This window comes from Microbacterium sp. CGR1 (assembly GCF_051062835.1).
Lineage (GTDB): Bacteria > Actinomycetota > Actinomycetes > Actinomycetales > Microbacteriaceae > Microbacterium.
In genome coordinates this window covers 2,666,117-2,685,371 of sequence record NZ_JAOTPG010000001.1, presented here as the reverse complement: position 1 = coordinate 2,685,371, position 19,255 = coordinate 2,666,117, and the positions used below count along the sequence as shown (strand labels likewise).

At 68.8% G+C, this 19,255-nt stretch carries 19 protein-coding genes; 11 read left to right on the top strand and 8 right to left on the bottom strand.

Translation table 11 applies throughout. The annotated features are described in order from the left end of the window. Window positions 1-93 precede the first annotated feature (93 nt). From OD997_RS13300 to OD997_RS13285, 4 genes are all read right to left on the bottom strand, one after another. Entirely contained in the window at window positions 94-1,467 is a 1,374-nt protein-coding gene (locus OD997_RS13300) for an MFS transporter (RefSeq protein WP_434331998.1), read from the bottom strand. 82 nt (window positions 1,468-1,549) lie between these two features. Further along, complete coding sequence (locus tag OD997_RS13295; protein WP_200933981.1) at window positions 1,550-2,326, bottom strand: DUF2510 domain-containing protein; 777 nt, start codon at window positions 2,324-2,326, stop codon at window positions 1,550-1,552. A gap of 124 nt (window positions 2,327-2,450) precedes the next feature. Beyond that, window positions 2,451-3,560 (bottom strand): lactonase family protein, encoded by a 1,110-nt coding sequence (locus OD997_RS13290; protein ID WP_434331997.1) that lies wholly within the window; start codon window positions 3,558-3,560, stop codon window positions 2,451-2,453. 7 nt (window positions 3,561-3,567) lie between these two features. Next, window positions 3,568-4,854 (bottom strand): adenylosuccinate synthase, encoded by a 1,287-nt coding sequence (locus OD997_RS13285; protein WP_434331996.1) that lies wholly within the window; start codon window positions 4,852-4,854, stop codon window positions 3,568-3,570. Window positions 4,855-5,171: 317 nt separating this feature from the next. Here OD997_RS13285 and OD997_RS13280 point away from each other — a divergent pair, with 317 nt between their 5' ends. After that, on the top strand, window positions 5,172-6,107 hold the full coding sequence (locus OD997_RS13280) for a DMT family transporter (protein ID WP_434331995.1): 936 nt from the start codon (window positions 5,172-5,174) through the stop codon (window positions 6,105-6,107). Window positions 6,108-6,338: 231 nt separating this feature from the next. Then, the gene (locus OD997_RS13275) at window positions 6,339-7,061 is read left to right on the top strand and encodes a Pr6Pr family membrane protein (protein WP_434331994.1); all 723 of its coding nucleotides are present in this window, start codon (window positions 6,339-6,341) and stop codon (window positions 7,059-7,061) included. Here the strand turns inward: OD997_RS13275 and OD997_RS13270 are convergent. Further along, window positions 7,036-7,914, bottom strand: a complete 879-nt coding sequence (locus tag OD997_RS13270; RefSeq protein ID WP_434331993.1) for a hypothetical protein — start codon at window positions 7,912-7,914, stop codon at window positions 7,036-7,038. The genes OD997_RS13275 and OD997_RS13270 overlap by 26 nt on opposite strands. Window positions 7,915-8,172: 258 nt before the next feature. Between OD997_RS13270 and OD997_RS13265 the strand changes: the two genes are divergently transcribed. The 9 genes from OD997_RS13265 (at window position 8,173) to OD997_RS13225 (ending at window position 16,142) form a co-directional block, all read left to right on the top strand. Further along, a complete protein-coding gene (locus OD997_RS13265) occupies window positions 8,173-9,357 on the top strand; it encodes an AAA family ATPase (RefSeq protein WP_434331992.1) in 1,185 nt (394 codons plus the stop codon). Window positions 9,358-9,364: 7 nt separating this feature from the next. After that, window positions 9,365-10,252 carry a DUF58 domain-containing protein gene (locus OD997_RS13260; RefSeq protein ID WP_056310773.1) on the top strand — a complete coding sequence of 296 codons (888 nt, stop codon included), beginning with the start codon at window positions 9,365-9,367 and terminating at the stop codon, window positions 10,250-10,252. Further along, a complete protein-coding gene (locus OD997_RS13255; protein WP_434331991.1) occupies window positions 10,239-10,730 on the top strand; it encodes a hypothetical protein in 492 nt (163 codons plus the stop codon). The genes OD997_RS13260 and OD997_RS13255 overlap by 14 nt, the downstream gene beginning before the upstream one ends. Further along, complete coding sequence (locus OD997_RS13250; protein ID WP_235560723.1) at window positions 10,721-11,707, top strand: vWA domain-containing protein; 987 nt, start codon at window positions 10,721-10,723, stop codon at window positions 11,705-11,707. Before OD997_RS13255 ends, OD997_RS13250 begins: the two co-directional genes overlap by 10 nt. Continuing rightward, window positions 11,689-12,753 (top strand): vWA domain-containing protein, encoded by a 1,065-nt coding sequence (locus tag OD997_RS13245; protein WP_434331990.1) that lies wholly within the window; start codon window positions 11,689-11,691, stop codon window positions 12,751-12,753. Before OD997_RS13250 ends, OD997_RS13245 begins: the two co-directional genes overlap by 19 nt. Then, window positions 12,750-13,541, top strand: coding sequence for a hypothetical protein (locus OD997_RS13240; protein ID WP_434331989.1), 792 nt, complete (start codon window positions 12,750-12,752; stop codon window positions 13,539-13,541). Before OD997_RS13245 ends, OD997_RS13240 begins: the two co-directional genes overlap by 4 nt. Continuing rightward, window positions 13,535-14,656 (top strand): hypothetical protein, encoded by a 1,122-nt coding sequence (locus OD997_RS13235; protein WP_434331988.1) that lies wholly within the window; start codon window positions 13,535-13,537, stop codon window positions 14,654-14,656. Before OD997_RS13240 ends, OD997_RS13235 begins: the two co-directional genes overlap by 7 nt. A 206-nt stretch (window positions 14,657-14,862) precedes the next feature. Then, window positions 14,863-15,357 (top strand): hypothetical protein, encoded by a 495-nt coding sequence (locus tag OD997_RS13230; RefSeq protein WP_434331987.1) that lies wholly within the window; start codon window positions 14,863-14,865, stop codon window positions 15,355-15,357. Window positions 15,358-15,779: 422 nt separating this feature from the next. Continuing rightward, a complete protein-coding gene (locus OD997_RS13225) occupies window positions 15,780-16,142 on the top strand; it encodes a hypothetical protein (protein ID WP_434331986.1) in 363 nt (120 codons plus the stop codon). Between the two features lie 167 nt (window positions 16,143-16,309). On the opposite strand, the gene OD997_RS13220 is transcribed toward OD997_RS13225, so the two are convergent. From OD997_RS13220 to OD997_RS13210, 3 genes are all read right to left on the bottom strand, one after another. After that, a complete protein-coding gene (locus OD997_RS13220) occupies window positions 16,310-17,305 on the bottom strand; it encodes a hypothetical protein (protein WP_434331985.1) in 996 nt (331 codons plus the stop codon). Window positions 17,306-17,371: 66 nt separating this feature from the next. Continuing rightward, window positions 17,372-18,340, bottom strand: a complete 969-nt coding sequence (locus OD997_RS13215; protein WP_434331984.1) for an alpha/beta hydrolase — start codon at window positions 18,338-18,340, stop codon at window positions 17,372-17,374. A 145-nt stretch (window positions 18,341-18,485) separates the two neighbouring features. Then, complete coding sequence (locus OD997_RS13210; protein ID WP_434331983.1) at window positions 18,486-19,199, bottom strand: ZIP family metal transporter; 714 nt, start codon at window positions 19,197-19,199, stop codon at window positions 18,486-18,488. Window positions 19,200-19,255: the final 56 nt, after the last annotated feature.

Sequence of the window (19,255 nt, the reverse complement as noted above, 5' to 3'; positions counted from 1 at the left end):
TCAGAAGCAACGCCGAGTCACGGGGTGGTGTTCCGCCGGAGCTTGTGCAAGAGCGCTCCGGGCGCGTCGTGCCGGCTGTGTTCGTCCCGCGCGTCACTCACTCCGAGGGGCGACGCGGGGTGCGAGCACCGCCGCAGCGAGCGCGATGACGCCGGCCAGGGCGAAGACCGCGACGAACGGATCGGCCACCGCCGCGAGCCCGGTGAACAGCACGCCCGTGACCGCGAGCGCAAGGGCGCTTCCGAAGGAGTCGGCCACCGTCATGGCCGCACTGTTGAAGCCCTGGTTCTCGGGCGCCGACATCTCGAGGGTCAGAGCGCTGGTCCGCGGACTCATCAGCCCCATGCCCGCCCCTGCGACGATCCACGCGACGATGATGACGACGACCGGTGCGGTGAGCACCGCTGCGGCGAGCGCGAGCACGACTCCCGCGACGACGAGGAGCGTGCCGATCCGCACGGCCGTGACGCTCGAGAGGCGCACGCCCATGCGCCCCTGCAGGGTGGCGGCGGCCGACCACGCGAGGGCACCGCCGGTGAGGGAGAGCCCCGCGATGGTCGGCGACACCTCGTATCGATCGGTCAGCAGATACGGGATGTACACCTGGGCGCCGAAGAACCCCGCGGCGGCGAGTCCGCGCACGAGCAGCACCGAGGGCAGACCGCGTCGGGCACGCAGGGTTCCCGTGGGCAGCAGCGCCCGGACCGCGACGAGCGCCACGACGACTGCTGCCGCCGCGAGCACGGGGCCGACGCCGGGGACGTCGCCGACGAGATTCAGTCCGAGCACCGCGACCGCGGCGAGCACCGACCATCCCAGCCGACCGAACGCCCAGGGGATCGTGGCATCGCCGTCGCCCGAGAGTCCGCGGAGCGCGGGGACGACCATCAGCAGGGCGGGGACCACGAGGAAGACGACGCCGAGGAACACCCAGTGCCAGCTCCACAGCTCTGTGACGGCTCCGGCGACGGTCGGCCCGACGAGCGACGGCACGACCCAGGCGGCGGCGAAACCGGCGAAGATCGCGGGATGCAGCTCGCGCGGGTAGACCCGGGCGACGACCACGTACAGCGCCACCATCAGCCCGCCGTTGCCGAGGCCCTGGGCGAAGCGCCCGGCGACGAGCACCTCCATGGTCGGTGCGAGGCCTGCGACGAGGAGTCCGACGACGAACAGCGCCACCGACGCGTAGAGCGGGGCGACGGGTCCGCGGCGATCGGCCCAGTTGCCCGCCACGACCATGCCGATCACCCCGGTGGCGAGCGGCCCCGCGAAGGCGAGCGCATACAGACGGTCACCGTCGAGGTCGGCGCTCACCGCCGGCATCACCGTGGTGACGGCGAGGGATTCGAACGCCCCGAGGAACACGAGGGCGCAGGCGCCGATCGTGATCCAGAGGTAGGCGCCGCTCATGATGCCGGGGGCGGCGACCTTCGCGGTCTGCGCCCCACCCGTGTCGATGGTCATAAGCACGACCGTAGAACCTCAACAAAGGTTGAGGTCAAGCGGGATCAGCGGGTGCGCCGGGAAGGAGATCACCCCGCGGGCGTCAGCCCCACGCGCCTTCGCCTTCAGGATCGCAGGCGAAGATCGCGTCCTCGATCGCCTGCGCCGCGGCATCACGCTCGTCTTCCGGCGGATCCTCGCCCGTGATCACCAGCTGCAGCGTCTCGTCGGATATGTCCGACGCGTAGAGCTCTTCACCGATGCAGGGGTAGAAGTCCGGCATGTCGTCGTAGTTGGTGATGCCTTCCGACTGAAAGGTCTGCTCGACCTGCAGCGCGATCTCCTCCGGCGCGGGCCGGTCGCCGCCCGCACCGGCCGAGGGCGATGACGGCGCGGGCTGCGTCGTGGGGGCCGACGGCGCGGGGTCGGCAGGGCCCGCCGAGCCGCCGGGGCCCGCGAGGGTCGCAGCGACGATGACGAGGGTTACCACGGTGCCGACCACCCCGCCCACGATCGAGAGGATCATCCCGACGATCGACGGCCATTTCGCGGCGTTGCGTGCGAACACCCCGATCAGCGAGACCACGAAACCAGCGACCAGAGCGATCAGGCCGATGACGAAGGTCAACGGGATGCAGGCGAGGACCGTACCCACGACGGCGAGCCCGAGTCCGACGAAGCCGAGCACCGGTGCGACGCGCGTGGCCGACTCGGGACGACCGATCTCAGCGCTTTCGTAGCCGGTCATATGGTGCGGTGTCACCTGCCCCGTGGGGGCGACGGTCGCGTCACCAGGGGCGAGGTGCTCTGTCCAACGCGCGCCATCCCACCACCGCTGGCGTCCTGACCCGTCGTCGTACCATCCGGCCGGCATGCTCATGAGTCCCCCTCGTCGATCCACGCCATACCAGGATGCCAGACGCGCGCGATCGCCCCCCGACTGCCGATCTCACGACCCGCGTTTGCAGACGCCGGGTCGGCGCATCGGTGTCAGCGAGTGCGCGTCAGCGGACCGGAAGGAAGTGCGTCGGCGTCGGCGCCTGGGCGGTGCGACGGATGCCGAGCGGCGCCCCCGAGCGCTCATCGAGGTCGAGCAGTGCGACGGTGTCGGAGCGCTGTCCGGCGACCAAGAGCTTTCCCTGGTGCACGAGGTGATGCCGCGGCCAGTCGACGCCGGAGTCGGCGAGCGCGATCGGCTCGAGGCTCTCTCCTCCGCCCCGCACGCGCAGGGCCGCGATCGTGTTGCTGCCGCGGAGTGCCGTGTAGAGGAACTGCGCATCGCGCGTGCGGGCGAGCTCGGCGGGGAAGTCCACGCCGAGCTCGGCGATCGGGCTCGCCAGCACCGACGACGCCACCCCCCACGTGCCGTCTCGGCTCGCGGCGAGCGTGAACACCTCGCACGAGTACTCGGTGACGACGTGCAGATGACCGCTGGGGTGCACGACCATATGCCGAGGACCGGTGCCGAGCGGCAGCACGACCTCGTGATCGAGCGCGAGCCCGCCGGCGGTCTGACGCCAGATCCGCACGAGATCGAAGCCCAGGTCGGTCGTGGCGATGCGGCCGTCGGGCAGGAACGCCGAGGCGTGCGCATGCGAGACACGCGGCTCTCCGCCGGCCGTGAGCTCACCGGAGTACGGGTCGGATGCCGCGGCGGCGACCCCCGCCGGCGCCGACGCCTCGATCGGTTCCCCGAGGAGCGCCGCACGCAGCTCGGCAGCCTTGTTCACGGCATCCGGCACCAGGCGTCCCTGCGCACCGATGCCGATGCGCACCACCCGTCCGTCGCCATAGCAACTCGCGATCAGGGATGATCCGTCGGGCGACACCGCGACGTGGCAGACCGAATCGCCCGCCTCGACGGGCTCCCCGAGCGGCCGCAGCGTCGACTCACCGCTCCGTGAGAAGGCCTGCACCGCGGCATCCCCCTCGAGCGCCGCGTAGATGACGTCGAGGGTCGGATGCTGCGCCAGCCACGAGGGCGACGGGGTCTTCGTGACCGCGCCTCGGTACTCGAGGGCGGTCTGCCTGTCGGCGTCGCCCGCCAGCAGGCCGATGCCGTCGGCAGAGCCCTCCATCGCGGAGCCGTATCCGCCGAGCCAGAACCGGGTCACGTCGCGCTCAGTCGAGCAGGTCGTGACGCACGATGACCTGATCGCGCTCGGGGCCAACCCCGATGACCGAGATGCGGGTGTTGCTCATGCCCTCGAGCGCGATCACGTAGTCCTGCGCGTTCTTGGGCAGGTCGTCGAACGTGCGTGCGGTCGAGATGTCCTCGCTCCAGCCCGGGAAGTACTCGAGCACAGGGGTCGCGTGGTGGAAGTCGGTCTGGTTGACCGGCACCTCGTCGAAACGCCGGCCGTCGACGTCGTAGGCGACGCACACCGGGATCTGCTCGAGGCCCGTCAGGATGTCGAGCTTGGTGAGCACCAGGTCCGTGATGCCGTTGACGCGGGTCGCGTAGCGGGTGATCGGCGCGTCGTACCAGCCGACGCGACGCGGACGGCCGGTGGTCGTGCCGAACTCGAAGCCGCGCGAGCGCAGCCACTCGCCCTGCTCGTCGAACAGCTCGGTCGGGAACGGGCCCGAGCCGACGCGGGTCGTGTACGCCTTGACGATGCCGACGATGCGGTCGAGCGCACCGGGGCCGACGCCCGAGCCGGTCGAGGCGCCACCGGCGGTGGCCGACGACGACGTGACGAACGGGTAGGTGCCGTGGTCGACGTCGAGCATGGTGGCCTGGCCGCCCTCGAACACGACGACCTCGCCGCGGTGCAGCGCCTCGTCGAGCAGGTAGCCGGTGTCGGCGACCATGGGCCGCAGGCGCTCGGCATACGAGAGCAGGTCTTCGACGATCTCGTCGGCCGTGATCGCACGGCGGTTGAAGATCTTCACCAGGAGGTGGTTCTTCTGGTCGAGCGCGCCCTCGACCTTCTGGCGCAGGATGTTCTCGTCGAACAGATCCTGCACGCGGATGCCGACGCGGTTGATCTTGTCTGCGTAGGCCGGGCCGATGCCGCGGCCGGTCGTGCCGATCATGCGCTTGCCGAGGAAGCGCTCGGTGACCTTGTCGAGCGTGCGGTGGTACTGGGTGATGATGTGCGCGTTGGCGCTGACCTTGAGACGCGAGACGTCGATGCCGCGGCCTCCGAGGGCCTCGAGCTCGCTGAAGAGCACCTCGAGGTCGATCACGACGCCGTTGCCGATCACCGGGGTGACCCCGGGCGACAGGATGCCCGACGGCAGCAGGTGCAGCGCGTACTTCTCGTTGCCGACCACGACCGTGTGGCCCGCGTTGTTGCCGCCGTTGAACTTGACGACCCAGTCGGTGCGCTCGCCGAGCAGGTCGGTGGCCTTGCCCTTGCCCTCATCGCCCCACTGGACGCCGACGATAACGATTCCTGGCATGGGTATCCCCCTTGCTTTCGCCGGGTTTGCACCGGCTGATGAGCTGGCCCTTGTCGGGCGACTCCATCCTACCGAAGGGCTGTTTCGCGGCCGTTTCGGGTCTGTGGACGGGCGGGCGAACCCCGCGCGGATGCCGTCGGACCATGCGCACCCCACTCCCGTCGCAGTTCGTGCCGCTCCCACAGGCGCGAGGCGGCACGAAGTGCGACCGGAGCGTTCGGACTGGCACGACGCACGGCGGAGCTCTGACAGAAAAGCGTCGGATGCTGTCGCTCCGGCGCATCGCCGATGTCGGTGGCCGGTGCCAGGATCGAAGGATGCCGAAGACCGGTCGCGTGCAGCGCGACGACAGCCTGAATCCCGCGACGCCCCGCACGCAGGGGCCGCTCGTGCTCGTCGCCGCCCTCGTGACGGTCGTGCTGTGGGCGTCGGCGTTCATCGGCATCCGCGGTGCGGGTCCGCACTTCGACCCCGGCGCCCTGGCGCTGCTGCGCATGGCCGTGGGCAGCGCCGCGCTCGCGATCATCGCGGTGCGGCACGGCATCCGTCTTCCCGAGCGCCGGCACTGGTGGCTGATCGCCGTGTGGGGTGTGGGCTGGTTCTGCGTCTACAACCTCGCGCTCAACGCCGCCGAGCGCACCCTCGATGCGGGCACAGCGGCGATGGTCGTGAACCTCGCACCCCTCATGGTCGTCGTCTTCAGCGGACTCTTCCTTCGAGAGGGCTTCCCGAAACCGCTCATCATCGGCGCCCCGATCGCGTTCCTCGGCGTCGTGCTGATCGGCATGAACTCGTCGACGAGTGAGGGGCCAGACATCACCGGACTGCTGCTCGCACTGTTGGCCGCAGTGATGTATGCCGGATGCACGCTGCTGCAGAAGCGCCTGCTCAGCGCCGGCACCGACGCGACCACGCTGACGTTCCTCGGTGCAGCCGCCGGCACCGTCGCACTGCTGCCCTGGGTGGGAAGCCTGATCGGCGCGCTGCAGACCGCGCCGCTCGACTCGACGCTGTGGGTCGTCTATCTCGGCATCTTCCCGACCGCGATCGCGTTCACGACCTGGGCCTATGTGCTGCAGCGCAGCACCGCCGGGCAGACGTCGGCCACGACCTACATCGTTCCTGCGATCGCGATCCTGATGTCGTGGGCGATCCTCGGCGAGGTGCCGACGCCGCTCATGTTCGTGGGCGGTGCGCTGTGCCTGCTCGGCGTGCTCGTCACCCGGATGCGGTGGGGCCGCCGCGCGCGCTGACCCAGCCGCGCTGAGCAAGCCTCAGCGCGGTGAGACCGACCGGCGCTGACGGATCGACCCGCGCCGCTTGCGTGGCTCCGTGGTCGTCGACCCTGCCGTGCCCTCGCTCATATGCCCCTCCCGGCCGCGCGATGTGCTCTCCCGCTGACGCTATCGACATATCGACATATCGACATATCGGTCTAGCGACGACGACACTTCGTGACCGATAAAGTGTGCGCGGAGGCGAATATGACGACCTGGTGGCCCTTTGCACGACTCGCAGCAGCCGTGCTCGGACTCGCGGCGATCGTCGGGCAGCTCGCCCGCAGCATCCAGAACGCGCTGAACGCCACCACCGAGTGGGGCCAGCACATCCCGACTGTCGCCGCGAACTTCCTCAGCTTCTTCACGATCCTGTCGAACGTGCTCGCGGTGATCATTCTGGCGATCGGCGCGATCTGGGCACTGCGCCACCGCCGCGACACCGCGCCGGAGCCGACGTGGTTCGCGATCGTCCTGGCCTGCGTGAGCACCTACATGATCGTCACCGGCATCGTCTACAACACGCTTCTCCGCAACGTCGAGCTGCCCCAGGGCGTGACCGTGCCGTGGTCGAACGAGGTGCTGCACGTCGTCATCCCGCTGTTCCTCCTGGCCGATCTGCTGTTCGCCCCTCGCCGACAGGCACTCGGCTGGAGCGCCGTCGCCATCGTTGCGATCTTCCCGATCGTGTGGGTCGTCTACACGATGATCCGCGCGAACTTCGTCATCGCCCCCGCCACCGGCGAGGCGTGGTGGTACCCGTACCCGTTCCTCAACCCGCACCTCGTGCCCGGCGGCTACCTCGGCGTCTCGGGGTACATCGTCGGCATCGCGATCGCCATCATCGGCGTCGCGTGCTTCGTGGTCTGGGTCGGCCGCCGGCGCGGCAGCGCGACGGACGCGGCTAGCGGATCGCGCCCTCAGGGCTGAACACCGAGAGCACCGGAGCACTCACATGCTGCGGGGTTGTGGCCACGGCCTCCCGCGGATCGAGAAGTCGACCGGGCACCCGGTCGCCGCGGAGCTCCTCCCGCGTCGACGGCTCCAGTCGATAGAGGCGAAGCGCGAGCCACAGCAGCGTTCCGTCCACGCCCAGCGCTGAGGGGTCGACATCGATCACGCCGCGCCTGCGCGAGAACGGATGACGCCACCGCTCGCGATAGCTGACGGCCCCGGGACGCACGGCGACCTTGAGCACCATCGAGTTGTTCATACCGACGCCGAGGTCGATGCTCTGGATGTCGTCCCAGTGCACTTCGGCATCGAGGTGGAAGGTCGCGGACCCGAGCCCGCGGGAATGCAGGAACAGTCGCCGAGGCTGCCGCAGCGAGATCAGGTGACTGACGATCGGACCGAGCAGCAGCACCGCGAACAGTGCCCAGACGATGCGCCACACACCGCTGACGGTCACCGCCACGACCACGAAGGTCGACGCCGCGGCGAGCGCCGCGACCAGCGTCATCGCGGGCACGAGCTTCGATCCGGGAAGGAGGATCCCCCCGGGGACGCTCGCACTCGCCCGACTGATGTCCTCCGCGCTGACGCGTCGGCGAGACAGGGTCGTGAGCCACAGCGTCACCGCGATCACCCACCAGAGCGCGGGGACGGCGATGAGCACCCCCAGGATCGGGCGCATGGATGCGGTGTCATGCAGATACGTCCAGACACACAGCACAGTGGCGACGGCCGCGAGGATCACGTTCAGCACGAGCACGGCCACCCACAGCGGTCGTCCGATCGCGTACTCGAGCGCACTGCGCGGCATCGTTCTGGGTCGCTTCATCGTTCCCGCATCATCCGAAGATCGAGTGTTCAGCTAACCACGGGTTCATCGCGCCCGCCGATATACGCATCGCCCCCGCGCGCATCCCCGACACATGCAGGCCGGAATCACGAATGCATGGCGCACAGGCCGTTCTGAGCATGCATCCGTGATCTCGACCTGCATCCGTATCCGGGGCGGAGCGGGGAGACCGGATGCGGTTACGCTGGTCGACGGGGGATCGTCGACGCGTCCCCGTGGGAACGAGGAGACACACCGATGAACGAGCCCTACGCGCCCGGCCCCTCCGCAGGTTCGACGCCGCCGCCTCCGCCGGCGCCCTCCACACAGGCCGTGCCCCCGGCTCCGCCCGCCCCCACGACCCGTGCCGCCGCGGCGGCCCCGGCATCCGCGGCGGCCCCGGCATCTGCGGCGGCCGCGGCCCCCGCGGCATCGTCGTCGGCGTCGAAGAAGTCCGAGGCTCCCACCGAGGCCGAGCTCCGCCGTGCGAGCGAGGTGCTCAAGACGGTCTCCGACGCCTACTCCGCGAAGATGGTCGGCCAGGAGCGGCTGCGCATGAGCCTGCTGATCTCGCTGATCGCGGGCGGCCACATCCTGCTCGAGAGCGTCCCGGGGCTCGCGAAGACCACCGCGGCCAGCACGTTGGCCGACACGGTCAAGGCGCAGTTCAAGCGCATCCAGTGCACCCCCGACCTGCTGCCCAGCGACATCACCGGCAACCAGATCTACGACGCCGCGACCGGATCGTTCCGCACGGTGCTCGGCCCCGTGCACGCCAACTTCGTGCTGCTCGACGAGATCAACCGGTCGAGCGCCAAGACCCAGAGCGCCATGCTCGAGGCGATGCAGGAGCACCAGACCACGATCGGCGGCGAGGTGCACCACCTGCCGAAGCCGTTCCTCGTGATCGCGACCCAGAACCCCATCGAGCAGGAGGGCACGTACGAGCTGCCCGAAGCGCAGATGGACCGCTTCCTGCTCAAGGAGATCGTCGAGTACCCGAGTCCCGCCGAGGAGTTCGAGATCCTCGGACGCATCGACTCGGGCGTGCTCGACCCCGACCGTCACGTCTCGAGCGCGATCAGCCTCGACGACGTGCACATGCTGCAGGACGTCGCGAGCCGCATCTACGTCGACCCCGCGATCCGCAACTACATCGTCTCGATCGCCTACGTCACAAGGAACCCCGCGCCCTACATCGGCGAGGACCGCGCCCGCTTCATCAAGTACGGCGCGAGCCCCCGTGCGAGCATCGCCTTCCTGCAGGCATCCCGTGCCCTGGCTCTCCTGAACGGACGCGCTCACGTGCTGCCGGAGGACATCCGGTCGCTCCGCCACCTGGTGCTCCGTCACCGCGTTCTGCTGACCTTCGAGGCCGACGCCGAGGGCATCCGCAGCGAGGAGATCATCGACCAGATCTTCGCGTCCGTGCCCACGCCCTGATCCCGCCATGGCCAGCCTGATCACCCAGGTGAAGAGCAAGCTCTTCATCCACTCGTCGCGCAAGTCGCTGCACGCGCTCGACGGCGCCTACGCGTCGCTGCTGCACGGCCGCAGCCTCGACTTCGAGGATCTGCGCAAGTACGAGTACGGCGATCAGGTGCGTGACATCGACTGGCGGGCCACCGCACGACTGGGCACTCCGCTGGTCAAGAGACACCGTGCGATGCGGATGCACACGATCCTGTTCGTGGTCGACACGGGCAGGTCGATGGCCGCCCTCGCGCACGACGAGAAGTCGAAGAAGGATCTCGCGATCCTCGCGACGGGCGTGCTCGGTGTGCTGGCGCTGCGCCACGGCGACGACTTCTCGCTCGTCTACGGCGACTCCGACCGCGTGCGCCGACGTGCGCCCGGCCGCAGCGAAGGCGCCCTCGAGCACGCGCTGCGCACGATCGACCAGGCGATCGACTCGAGCACCGCATCGAGCGACCGCGACGCCCTGCTCTCGTACGTCACCCGCACGATCTCGCGGCGCATGATCGTCTGCGTGATCACTGACGAGGCCCCCGTCACCGACGAGACCGAGCGGATGCTGCGCCGACTGCGCGTGCAGCACGACGTGCTGTGGCTCACCGTGAGCGACGCCGATCCGGTGCTCGACCACACCACGAACACGATCCGCAGCGACGTCGACAGCATGTGGGAGGTGCCCGACTTCGTGCAGGGCGACCTCGACATCATCCGCGAGCTCACCGCCCAGACCGAAGCCGATGCCGCCCGTCTCGCCGAGGTCCTCAAGCGCATGGAGATCAGCCACAGCGTTCTGGCCGGTCAGGACGACGCCGTCTCGCAGCTGCTGCAGCTGCTGAATCGGAGGTCGAATGCCCGGCTCTGATGAGCTCTACCCTCCGGCCCAGTACGGCTGGGGCTGGATCCTGCTCGCCTTCGGCATCCTGATCCTGCTGATCTCGGCCGCCTGGCTGCTGGTCGCCCTCACGCGCCCTCGTCGCGATCTCACCCTCACGAAAGAGGCGCAGGGGCCGCAGCTGCTCACCACGGATGTGCTGTCGCAGCTGCGCGTGGAGTATCTCGACCGCATCCAGCGCATCGAGGACGACTACCGCGCCCGCACGCTCTCGGCGCGCAACGCGAACCTCGAGTTCAGCCGCGTGGTGCGCACGTTCGTCAACGAGTACAGCGGGCTCGAGGCTCCGGTGCTCGCACTCGACGACCTCGTCTCGCGCGGGGTGCATCCCGCGCTGATCGATGCGATGGGCCGCCACTACTACCCCAGCATCTTCCGTCAGGGTCCCGCGATCGACCCCGTCGCCGGTGCCGAGGCCGCGAGAACGGTGGTGCGCACATGGCACTAGCGAACTGGTGGCTGATCCTCGTCGCCGCGGGCGTCGTGATCGTGGCGATCGTGGTCGGCGTGATCGTCGGGCTGCGCAGCGGCGCGAAGACCGAGGAGCACGAGCGGGCTCGGGTCGCCCGCGCCGAGCGCCTGCGCGCACTGCCGACGTTCCGCACCGCGCTGAACCGCCGAGTGCTCGCGCTGTCGAGCATCCTGCTGCTCGGCGTGGTCGCGGCCCTCTCCGCCGGCGTCGTGTCGGCGCGACCGATGTCGTCGCAGACGATCCAGCCCGTCAACACGAGCCGCGACATCATGCTGTGCCTCGACGTCTCGGGATCCATGAGAGAGGTCGACGTCGAGGTGCTCACGGTCTTCGAAGAACTCCTCGAGGACTTCGAGGGCGAGCGCATCGGCCTGACGATCTTCAACAGCTCGCCCGTGCAGATCTTCCCGCTGACAGACGACTACGAGTTCATCCGCGGTCATCTGCAGAGCATCCGCGAGAGCTTCGACTTCAACGAGTCGATCCCCGAGCACTGGGTCGGCACGCTCAACGGCAACGGCGCATCGCTGATCGGCGACGGCCTCGCCGCCTGCACGATGGCGTTCGACCACCCCGATGACGAACGCTCGCGCTCGATCATCTTCGCCACCGACAACGAGATCAACGGCGCCTCGATCGTGACCCTCGACGAAGCCGCCGCCTACGCCGATTCGATCGACGTGCGGGTGTTCGCGCTCAACCCCGTGCAGGGCAAGGACGCCGACGTCAGCGCCGAGCTCACGAAGGCCGCCGAGGCCACGGGGGGAGCCGCCTACGGACTGCGCGACACCACCACGGTGAGCGACATCGTCGAGCAGGTGCAGGAGCAGGAGGCGACCGAGCTGAAGGGCCAGGCGCAGGTCGTCTGGACCGACACCCCCGACCTCTGGATCGTCATCCTGATGATCTCGATGCTCTCCTTCATCGTGGTGCTGTGGAGGGTGAAGCTGTGATCTTCCAGCCCGTGCTCAACATCTTCCTCCTGGTGCTGCTGTGCGTGCCCGTTGCGACTCTCGCCGTGATCGCCCTGACGAAGGCGAAGGGCCGCGACAAGGCGCTGTGGGTCATGCGGCTCGTGATGCTTCTGGCGTGCTTCTTCATGTTCCTGCGCCCCGGGATCCCCGGCGGGGTCACGCAGACGCTCGCGACGGACACCGACATCGTGCTCGTCGTCGACACCACCGCGAGCATCGTCGCCGAGGACTGGAACGGCGACGAGCCCCGCCTCGACGGAGTGCGAGCCGACGTGCAGACCATCGTCGACGAGTACCCCGGAGCCCGCTTCGCGTTGATCACGTTCGACGCCTCGGCCGACCTGCGGATGCCGCTCACCACCGACACGACCTCGCTCGTGTCGTCGCTCGACGTGCTGCAGCCCGAGGTGACGAGCCAGTCGCGCGGCAGCTCGATCGGCATCGCGAACCAGCTGCTCGCCGACACCCTCGCGAACGCGGCGGCATCCTCGCCCGACCGCTCGCGCATGGTCTTCTACTTCGGTGACGGCGAGCAGACCGTCACCTCGGCGCCCGAGCCGTTCGACGGCAGCGAGAACTTCACGGATGCCGGAGCCGTGCTCGGCTATGGCACGACTGAGGGCGGCCCGATGCAGCTGACCACGGGCAGCCTCGACGGAGCGGGTTCGGGCGAGTACATCGAGTATCAGGGGTCGAACGCCCTGTCGGTGATCGACGAGGGCAACCTCGAGGCGATCGCAGCCGAACTCGGCGTCGAATATCAGCACCGCACCGCGGACACCGAGCTGGAGCTTCCCGAAGCGCCGTCGACCACGACGGACTACGCCGAGTCCGGGTCGGTCGGCAACGTCACCGAGCTCTACTGGATCGCCGCCCTCGTGGTCGTCGCCCTGCTCGGTGTCGAACTCGCGCGGGCCAGCATGCTCGTCGCCCGGCTGCGGTTGCTGCGGGCGCCGTCCGCGAGCACCCGCACCCGCACCCGCACCCGCAGCGAGAAGAACCCCATCGACGGAGGTGCCGCATGACCGACCTGTCGACCCGCGAGGGCGTGGCGCCCTCCGCCGGCCCGGACGACCTGAGGGCGGCCGCCGCGGCGGCGCTGCTCGCGTCGAATCGGCGCCGCCGTCGCATCCGCCGCTGGGTGGCGATCGGCACCCTGCCGCTCACGCTCGCCGCGCTCCTCTTCGTCGGCAAGATCCTGAGCATGTACGCCTTCGCGCATCAGTCGATCACCGCCTATGTCGCCGATGACTTCTCGGGGTCGGAGTCCTCGGCGCGCGGCCAGGAGTTCCTCAACTGGTTCGAGCCCTACAAGGCGCCGTTCAATGTGGGCACGGCTCTCGCCGGGGCCGAGATGCTGCCCGAGGCGCGCGGCAAGCTCGAGGAGTCGCTCGACCTCGCGACCGGCCTCGAGGTCTGCAGCGTGCGCATCAACCTCGCGCTGGTGATCGAGCGGATGGGCGATGCCGCCCGTGCTGACGGCGACGGTGCGGGCGCCGCCGCACTCTACGGCGAGGCTCTCACGGTCACGACCGAGATGCCCGAGGAGTGCAACAGCGACGAGGCGCAGCAGCAGACCTCCGACCCCGACCGCGATCTGCAGGAGAGCAAGGAGGGCCTCGAGGACCGCCTGAAGCAGAAGCAGCAGAGCGAGCAGGAGGCTCCTCCCGAGGAGCAGCAGGGAGAGCCCGAGCCGCAGCCCTCCGAGGACAAGCTCGAAGAGCTCAAGGACAAGCTCGAGCAGGGCACGCAGGAGCGCGATCAGCAGCAGGGCGACGACGGCGGCGGCTCGGGGACGGACAAGCCATGGTGATGGATCACGAGAAGCAGCGCGCGCGCTACGTCGCCGGCACCGAGGGGGCGCCGCCCGTCCCGCCGCCCGGTGGCTACCGCAACGCACGCCGCCAGGCAGGAGCCGTCACACAGCCGCAGTACGGTGCGCCGGCTCCCTCGGCCACGGCCACCGCGTCTGCACCCGAGACGAAGAAGCCGGCGAACGCGCTCGGCTGGATCGCCCTGGTCGTCGGCATCCTGTTCGCGCTGATCCTGCTCATCACTCTCGCCGTCGGCGCGACCGACACCCTCTACGGCGTCACCATGCTCGCTCTGCAGCTCGTGGTCGTCGCCGTGATCATCGGCACCCTGTTCACCTCGCGCGGGCGGACGCTCGCCGCGGTCGCCCTCGGAATCACACTCGTCTTCAACGTCGCCACGGTCGGCGGCATCGGCGCACTGCAGACCTCCGCGTCCGGCAGCTACGACGGCATGAAGAGCGAGGAGCAGAAGCACGAAGAGGCCTACCCCGGCATCAAGGGCACCGATCCGCAGGATGCTCTGCAGCAGCAGTCGCTCGAAGAGGTGAGAGCGGAGGCCGACGGCCTGTTCGCCGAGATCCGCGAGCGCATCACCGCGGAGTACGGGTACGAGTGGGTGCAGGTCGGCGACGAGGACCTGCGTCCGGAGCGCAACGGCTACGGCGGGGAGTCGATGCTCGTCGAGTACACCTCGATCGGGTGGGCGACCACCGAGCCGATCCAGGACTACAGCACCAAGCTCGACGTGATGGCGACGATCGACTCGGTCGTGGCCGAGCACGGACTGCCCCCGCTGTACTCGTTCAACGGCGAGTTCTCGGGCATCGACCCGACGATGATCGCGAAGCTCTACGGCAGTGAGGACCCCCGCGAGCAGCACACCTGGGAGTACTACACCGACAACTACCCCGACCCGATGCGGCTGTACGCCAACATCTACGACCTCTCGAACGATCCGACGGGCGACTTCCTCAAGACGCGCGAGGCGCAGAACGCCCGCACCGGAGAACCGCTCGAGGGCCTGCAGATGGTCGTGATCGCGAGCGCAGTGCTGAGCGAGGGCGACCAGGCGGAGTTCGAGGAGAAGTTGAAGGACTACCCGGGATTCCAGTGAGGTCTGTCGTGGGAATGACACCGCGCGAGGCGAAGGCTGCCGCAGTGTGCCTCAGTATGGAGCAGGCGGAGTGCGGGTGAGAGACAGGATGATGCGCGAGGTCGAGAGACATTGCCGTGCCGCTATGCCCGTAGAGCTCCCGCGCGCCTCATGGGGTGAGGGCTGAGATGGAATCGAACTGTGGCATCTCCGGGGTGTCGTAGCTCGTGGCGTTCGGGTTCGGGATTGCTGCCGTCGCGCTGAGCCCCTGGCTGGTGTTGCGCGCGCGGGCGGCATACCGGGAGGGCCCCGCATTCCAGCGCGGCCTCTGGAATGCAGTGCCTCTCTGGGGAGCAGCGACGACCGGCGTTCTCTGCATGTTCGCCAGCGGGGGTTCATTGGTGGAATGGGTGGACCGGTGCCTCCCTGAGACGGGATGGAACGCTCCCGGAGTCGTGGTCATCGCTCTCGGCATAGCTGTCGCATTACTCGCGATGGTGCGGATGATCCTCGGTCGCATCCGCGTGGGCAGTGGAGTCGAGCGAAACGAGAGCGGCGAAAGCAGCGACGAGAGTCTTCAACAGCAGTCACCAGGCCCTGATTCGACGAAGACCGCCACGAACAAGATGCCCGCCGAATGGCGGCGCGTGATCGTCGCATATGCGCTCACATACGGAGCGGCAGCCATTGTCATCGTCGTAGGCGCCGGACTTGCGTGGTAAGCGTCGAGCGGAGGAGCTACGAGGTCATCGGATCTTCATCTACGCCTCGACGATGCATCCCGAATTGAGCTCGTCCACCCGCTCGACGCGCTCACAGAGTCCCGAGCGAAGTTCTGGCGTCGGGCGTACATAGAAGGCTCGGCCTCTGAGACGGACCACCCCAGCGGGGTGAACGCCGCGTTCTCTTCGGGATTCGGTACAACCACCGGACTAGGGGCGGACTGCGCGGTAATGTTCAACTTCTACTGGTGATGGGTGCGATGGATTCGAGTTGTGTTCCGGCAGGGACAGCGCATCTGCTGGCATTCGGGGCGGGGATCGCTCTAGTCGTGCTCAGCCCTTGGCTGGTGCTGTGGGGGCGGGCTGTGTATCGGGATGGACCTGCGCTCCAACGTTGGGTCTGGAATGCGGGGCCACTATGGGTGCTGTCGACGACCGGTTTCATCGTGTTGTTGGGATTCGGATGGACATTCGCGAGGTGGGGGGATCTGTGCCTCCCGGGTCGCGAATGGAATGCGGTTGGCGTGCTGTTCATCGGGATCGGGGGCGCTACCGCGCTGATCGCGATGGCGCGGATGATCGTCGGCCGCATCCGAGTGGGAAACGGGGCCAGGCAGACCGAGAACAGCGACGAGACGAGCACTCAGCCAGCTCACTCCGTCGAGACCGCTCCGCGCGCTCGCACACGTAACATGCCTGTCGAACAGCGGCGTGTGATCATCACCTACGCGCTTACCTACGCACCAGCCGTCATCGTCACTATCGTGGGCGTCGGGCTCCTGTAGCGCGCGGGACACCGCTTTCAGTTGATTGAGGGCAGGGGTACAGGTAGATCTTGGATCCAGCACAGAGTCCGAGAGTGGCCCATACAAAGGACTACCCGGGGTTCCAGTGATCCCTGTTCGATCTGCCGTTCCGACGGTGCTGATGCGGATTCACGCGGTCATGCGATTCAGTCGGAGAGCGTGAACAGCATGCGGGCGAGCACGTATCTGGCGTGCCCGCGCGACGTCCTCGGGTCGTAGCCGAGGACGTCGATCAGAGCCGTGAGGCGGTCCTGCACGCTGGAATGGTGACGCCCCAACCGCACCGCCGCGGCACGGACGCTCAGCTCGTCGACCACGGCATCGAGCAGATCCCGACTGCGGGGGTCGAGGCGCGCGAGTGCCGCAGCGTCCGGATGCACGTCGCGCGACTCCGCCGCGGTGGCGACCAGCAGCAGTGCACCGAGATCGCCTGCGGCCACGACGGGCTCGGAGTCGGTGGTCAGCCGCGCGGCGATCAGCGCCTCCTTCCACGAGTCGGGGAGGTGCTCCCCGGACCCCGATGTCCCGATGCCCACACGCAGGCCGCCAGCATCCGTCCACACCTGATCCACGGGCGCTCCAGCGGCGACGATCGTCGCCCGGGTCAGGCCGTGCCTCGTCGCGACCACGACGGAGGGATGCTGCGCGGGTGGCGAGGGGTCGGGCGGCGAGGCCACGACCGCCACCGGGCCGACCGGAAGCCGCAGCCTCGCCAGTGCCGCGGCGCGCTCTCCGTCACTGGCGAACTCGCTGATCGCCAATTCGACCGCGCTCCCGGGATCACCTGCACGGCGAGCCCGGAGGATACCGAGCGCGAGAGTGAGACGCTCGAGGATCATCCCATCATTGGTGTGCGGATCGCCCTCGCGCTCGATCCAGACGACGACATCCGGGCCGCTCTCGCGCAGCATCCATCTGCCGCCGGGATCGATCGGGTCGATGCGCACCCCGTCGGCGCGGACGCGGATGATCTGCCGGGGGTCGCGTTGCCCCACCGTGGCGCCGCTCAGCACAGCGGCGCCTCGCAGCATGCTCTCGACCCCGACGGCGCGGGCGATGAGCGTGTCGAAATAGGAGACGACCTTGAGGGTCTCGCTCGCATCCGGGTCGAGGGCGGTGAGCCGCCCCAGCAGATCTTGCATGTCGGGCTCCATCGCGCGGGGCTTCCACCCTACGTGGTCGTCGAGCGACCCCGTAGGGTGCGGGATTCACCCGAGCAGCCGGGTCACCCAGTTGTCGCGAGCGGCCAGCATCGCCTGCGCGACGGCGGCGTGCGGTGCGAACATGTCGAAGCCGTGAAAGCCGCCGGCCCAGACATGAAGCTCTGCCTGCACCCCCGCCTCCCACAGCTTGGTGGCATAGGCCACGTCTTCATCGCGGAACACCTCAGCGCTGCCGCAGTCGATGAAGGCGGGCGGAAGACCGGTCAGATCGGTGGCGCGGGCCGGAGCCGCGTAGATCGAGACCGCCTCCGTGCCCTTGCGCTCGCCGAGCAGAGCGGACCAGCCGGTGATGTTCGACCCTCGGTCCCACACCCCGATCCCGTCGATCTGCTTCGTCGAGACGCTCTCGTCGCGGTCGTCGAGCATCGGGTAGATCAACAGCTGTCCGATGAGTGCAGGGCCGCGACGATCCCGCGCGAGCAGGGCCGTTCCGGCGGCCAAGCCGCCGCCGGCGCTGCCGCCACCGATCAGGATCCGGTTCGGATCGATTCCCAGCTCCGCAGCGTGCTCCGCCGTCCACGCCAGCCCCGCGTAGCAGTCCTCGACCGGGTACGGATCGGGGAACTCCGGGGCCAGCCGATACTCCACCGTCACGATCACGCCGTTGAAGCGCTCCGCCCAGTCGAGGAATCCCACGACTCCCAGCCAGCGGTTGCCGATGATCATTCCCCCGCCGTGCGTGTGGAAGAAGCCCGGCCCTGTACCGGTGCGATCGGCCTTCTCGACCACGGAGACGACGATCTCGTCACCGTCGTGCCCCGCGATCGTCACGTCGCGGCGAGTGAAGCCGCGTTCGTCGAGCACGGCGAAGATCTCATCTTCGCCGCTCACCGGGGACTGCCGCAACAAGGGGATCATCTCGGGGGTCAGCGTCGAGGGCAGCGTGTCTCCGACCAGCGCGAGCGCGGCCTCCAGCTCCGGGTCGAACGGTGGGCGAAGCGTCGTTTCGGTCATCAGAACTCCTTTGTTCTCGGCCGCGGTCACAGCGGCGTTCCGCCAGCCTTCCGGAGGTCCCACCCGAGCGTAACCCGCCAGACGGGGCAGATCCGCGGCCCAGTGGCCGACAGATGGCGGGCGCCCGGCTGAAGCCTGCTGCCTGCTAGGACGCGAGCGACAGCCCCGCGGCGAGCGCGAAGCCCAGCACTGTGGCGAGCCCCGTGACCTGCTTCGCCTTCTCCTGCGCATCCGGCACCATCGAGTCGACGAGCATCACGAGCAGGGCACCGGCCGCGAAGCCGCTCGCCCCGGCGCGGAACTCGTCGCCCGTCGCACTCGCCAGCCCGAAGCCCGCGACGGTCGCCAGTGCGCAGATCACCGAGATACCCGCCCAGAGCAGCAGCACGCGCGACTTCGCCATCCCGCCCTTCAGCAGATCGGCGGCGGAGCCGATCGACTCGGGAAGGTTCGAGACGACGATCGCCACCACCAGGGCGATGCTCACAGGCTCACCGGAGGCGAGTCCGATGCCGAGCACCAGCTGTTCGGGGATGCCGTCGAGCAGCGCCCCGAGCGCGAGAGGAACCCCGGCCCCCGACCCCTGGTTCGTCGACTTCGCGGCACGGGCATCCAGGATCCGGTCGGCGATGAAGTAGGCCAGGGCACCGCCCACGACGCCGACGATGAGCGGGATGGGACCCGCGAGATCCAGCCCCTCCTCCCACAGCTCGAAAGCGATCGATGCCATGAGGGCTCCCGCACCGAACCCGAGCACGATGCCCAGCCAGCGCGGCGGCCAGGTGCGCAGCAGCGCGAGCGCCGCTCCGATGATCAGAGGCGACGCCGCGACGACGCCCCACAGAATCGCTCCGCCCATGTGCCGCCTCCTTCAGGGACACTCTGCCACCGCGCGGGCGGAAACTGCAGAGGCGC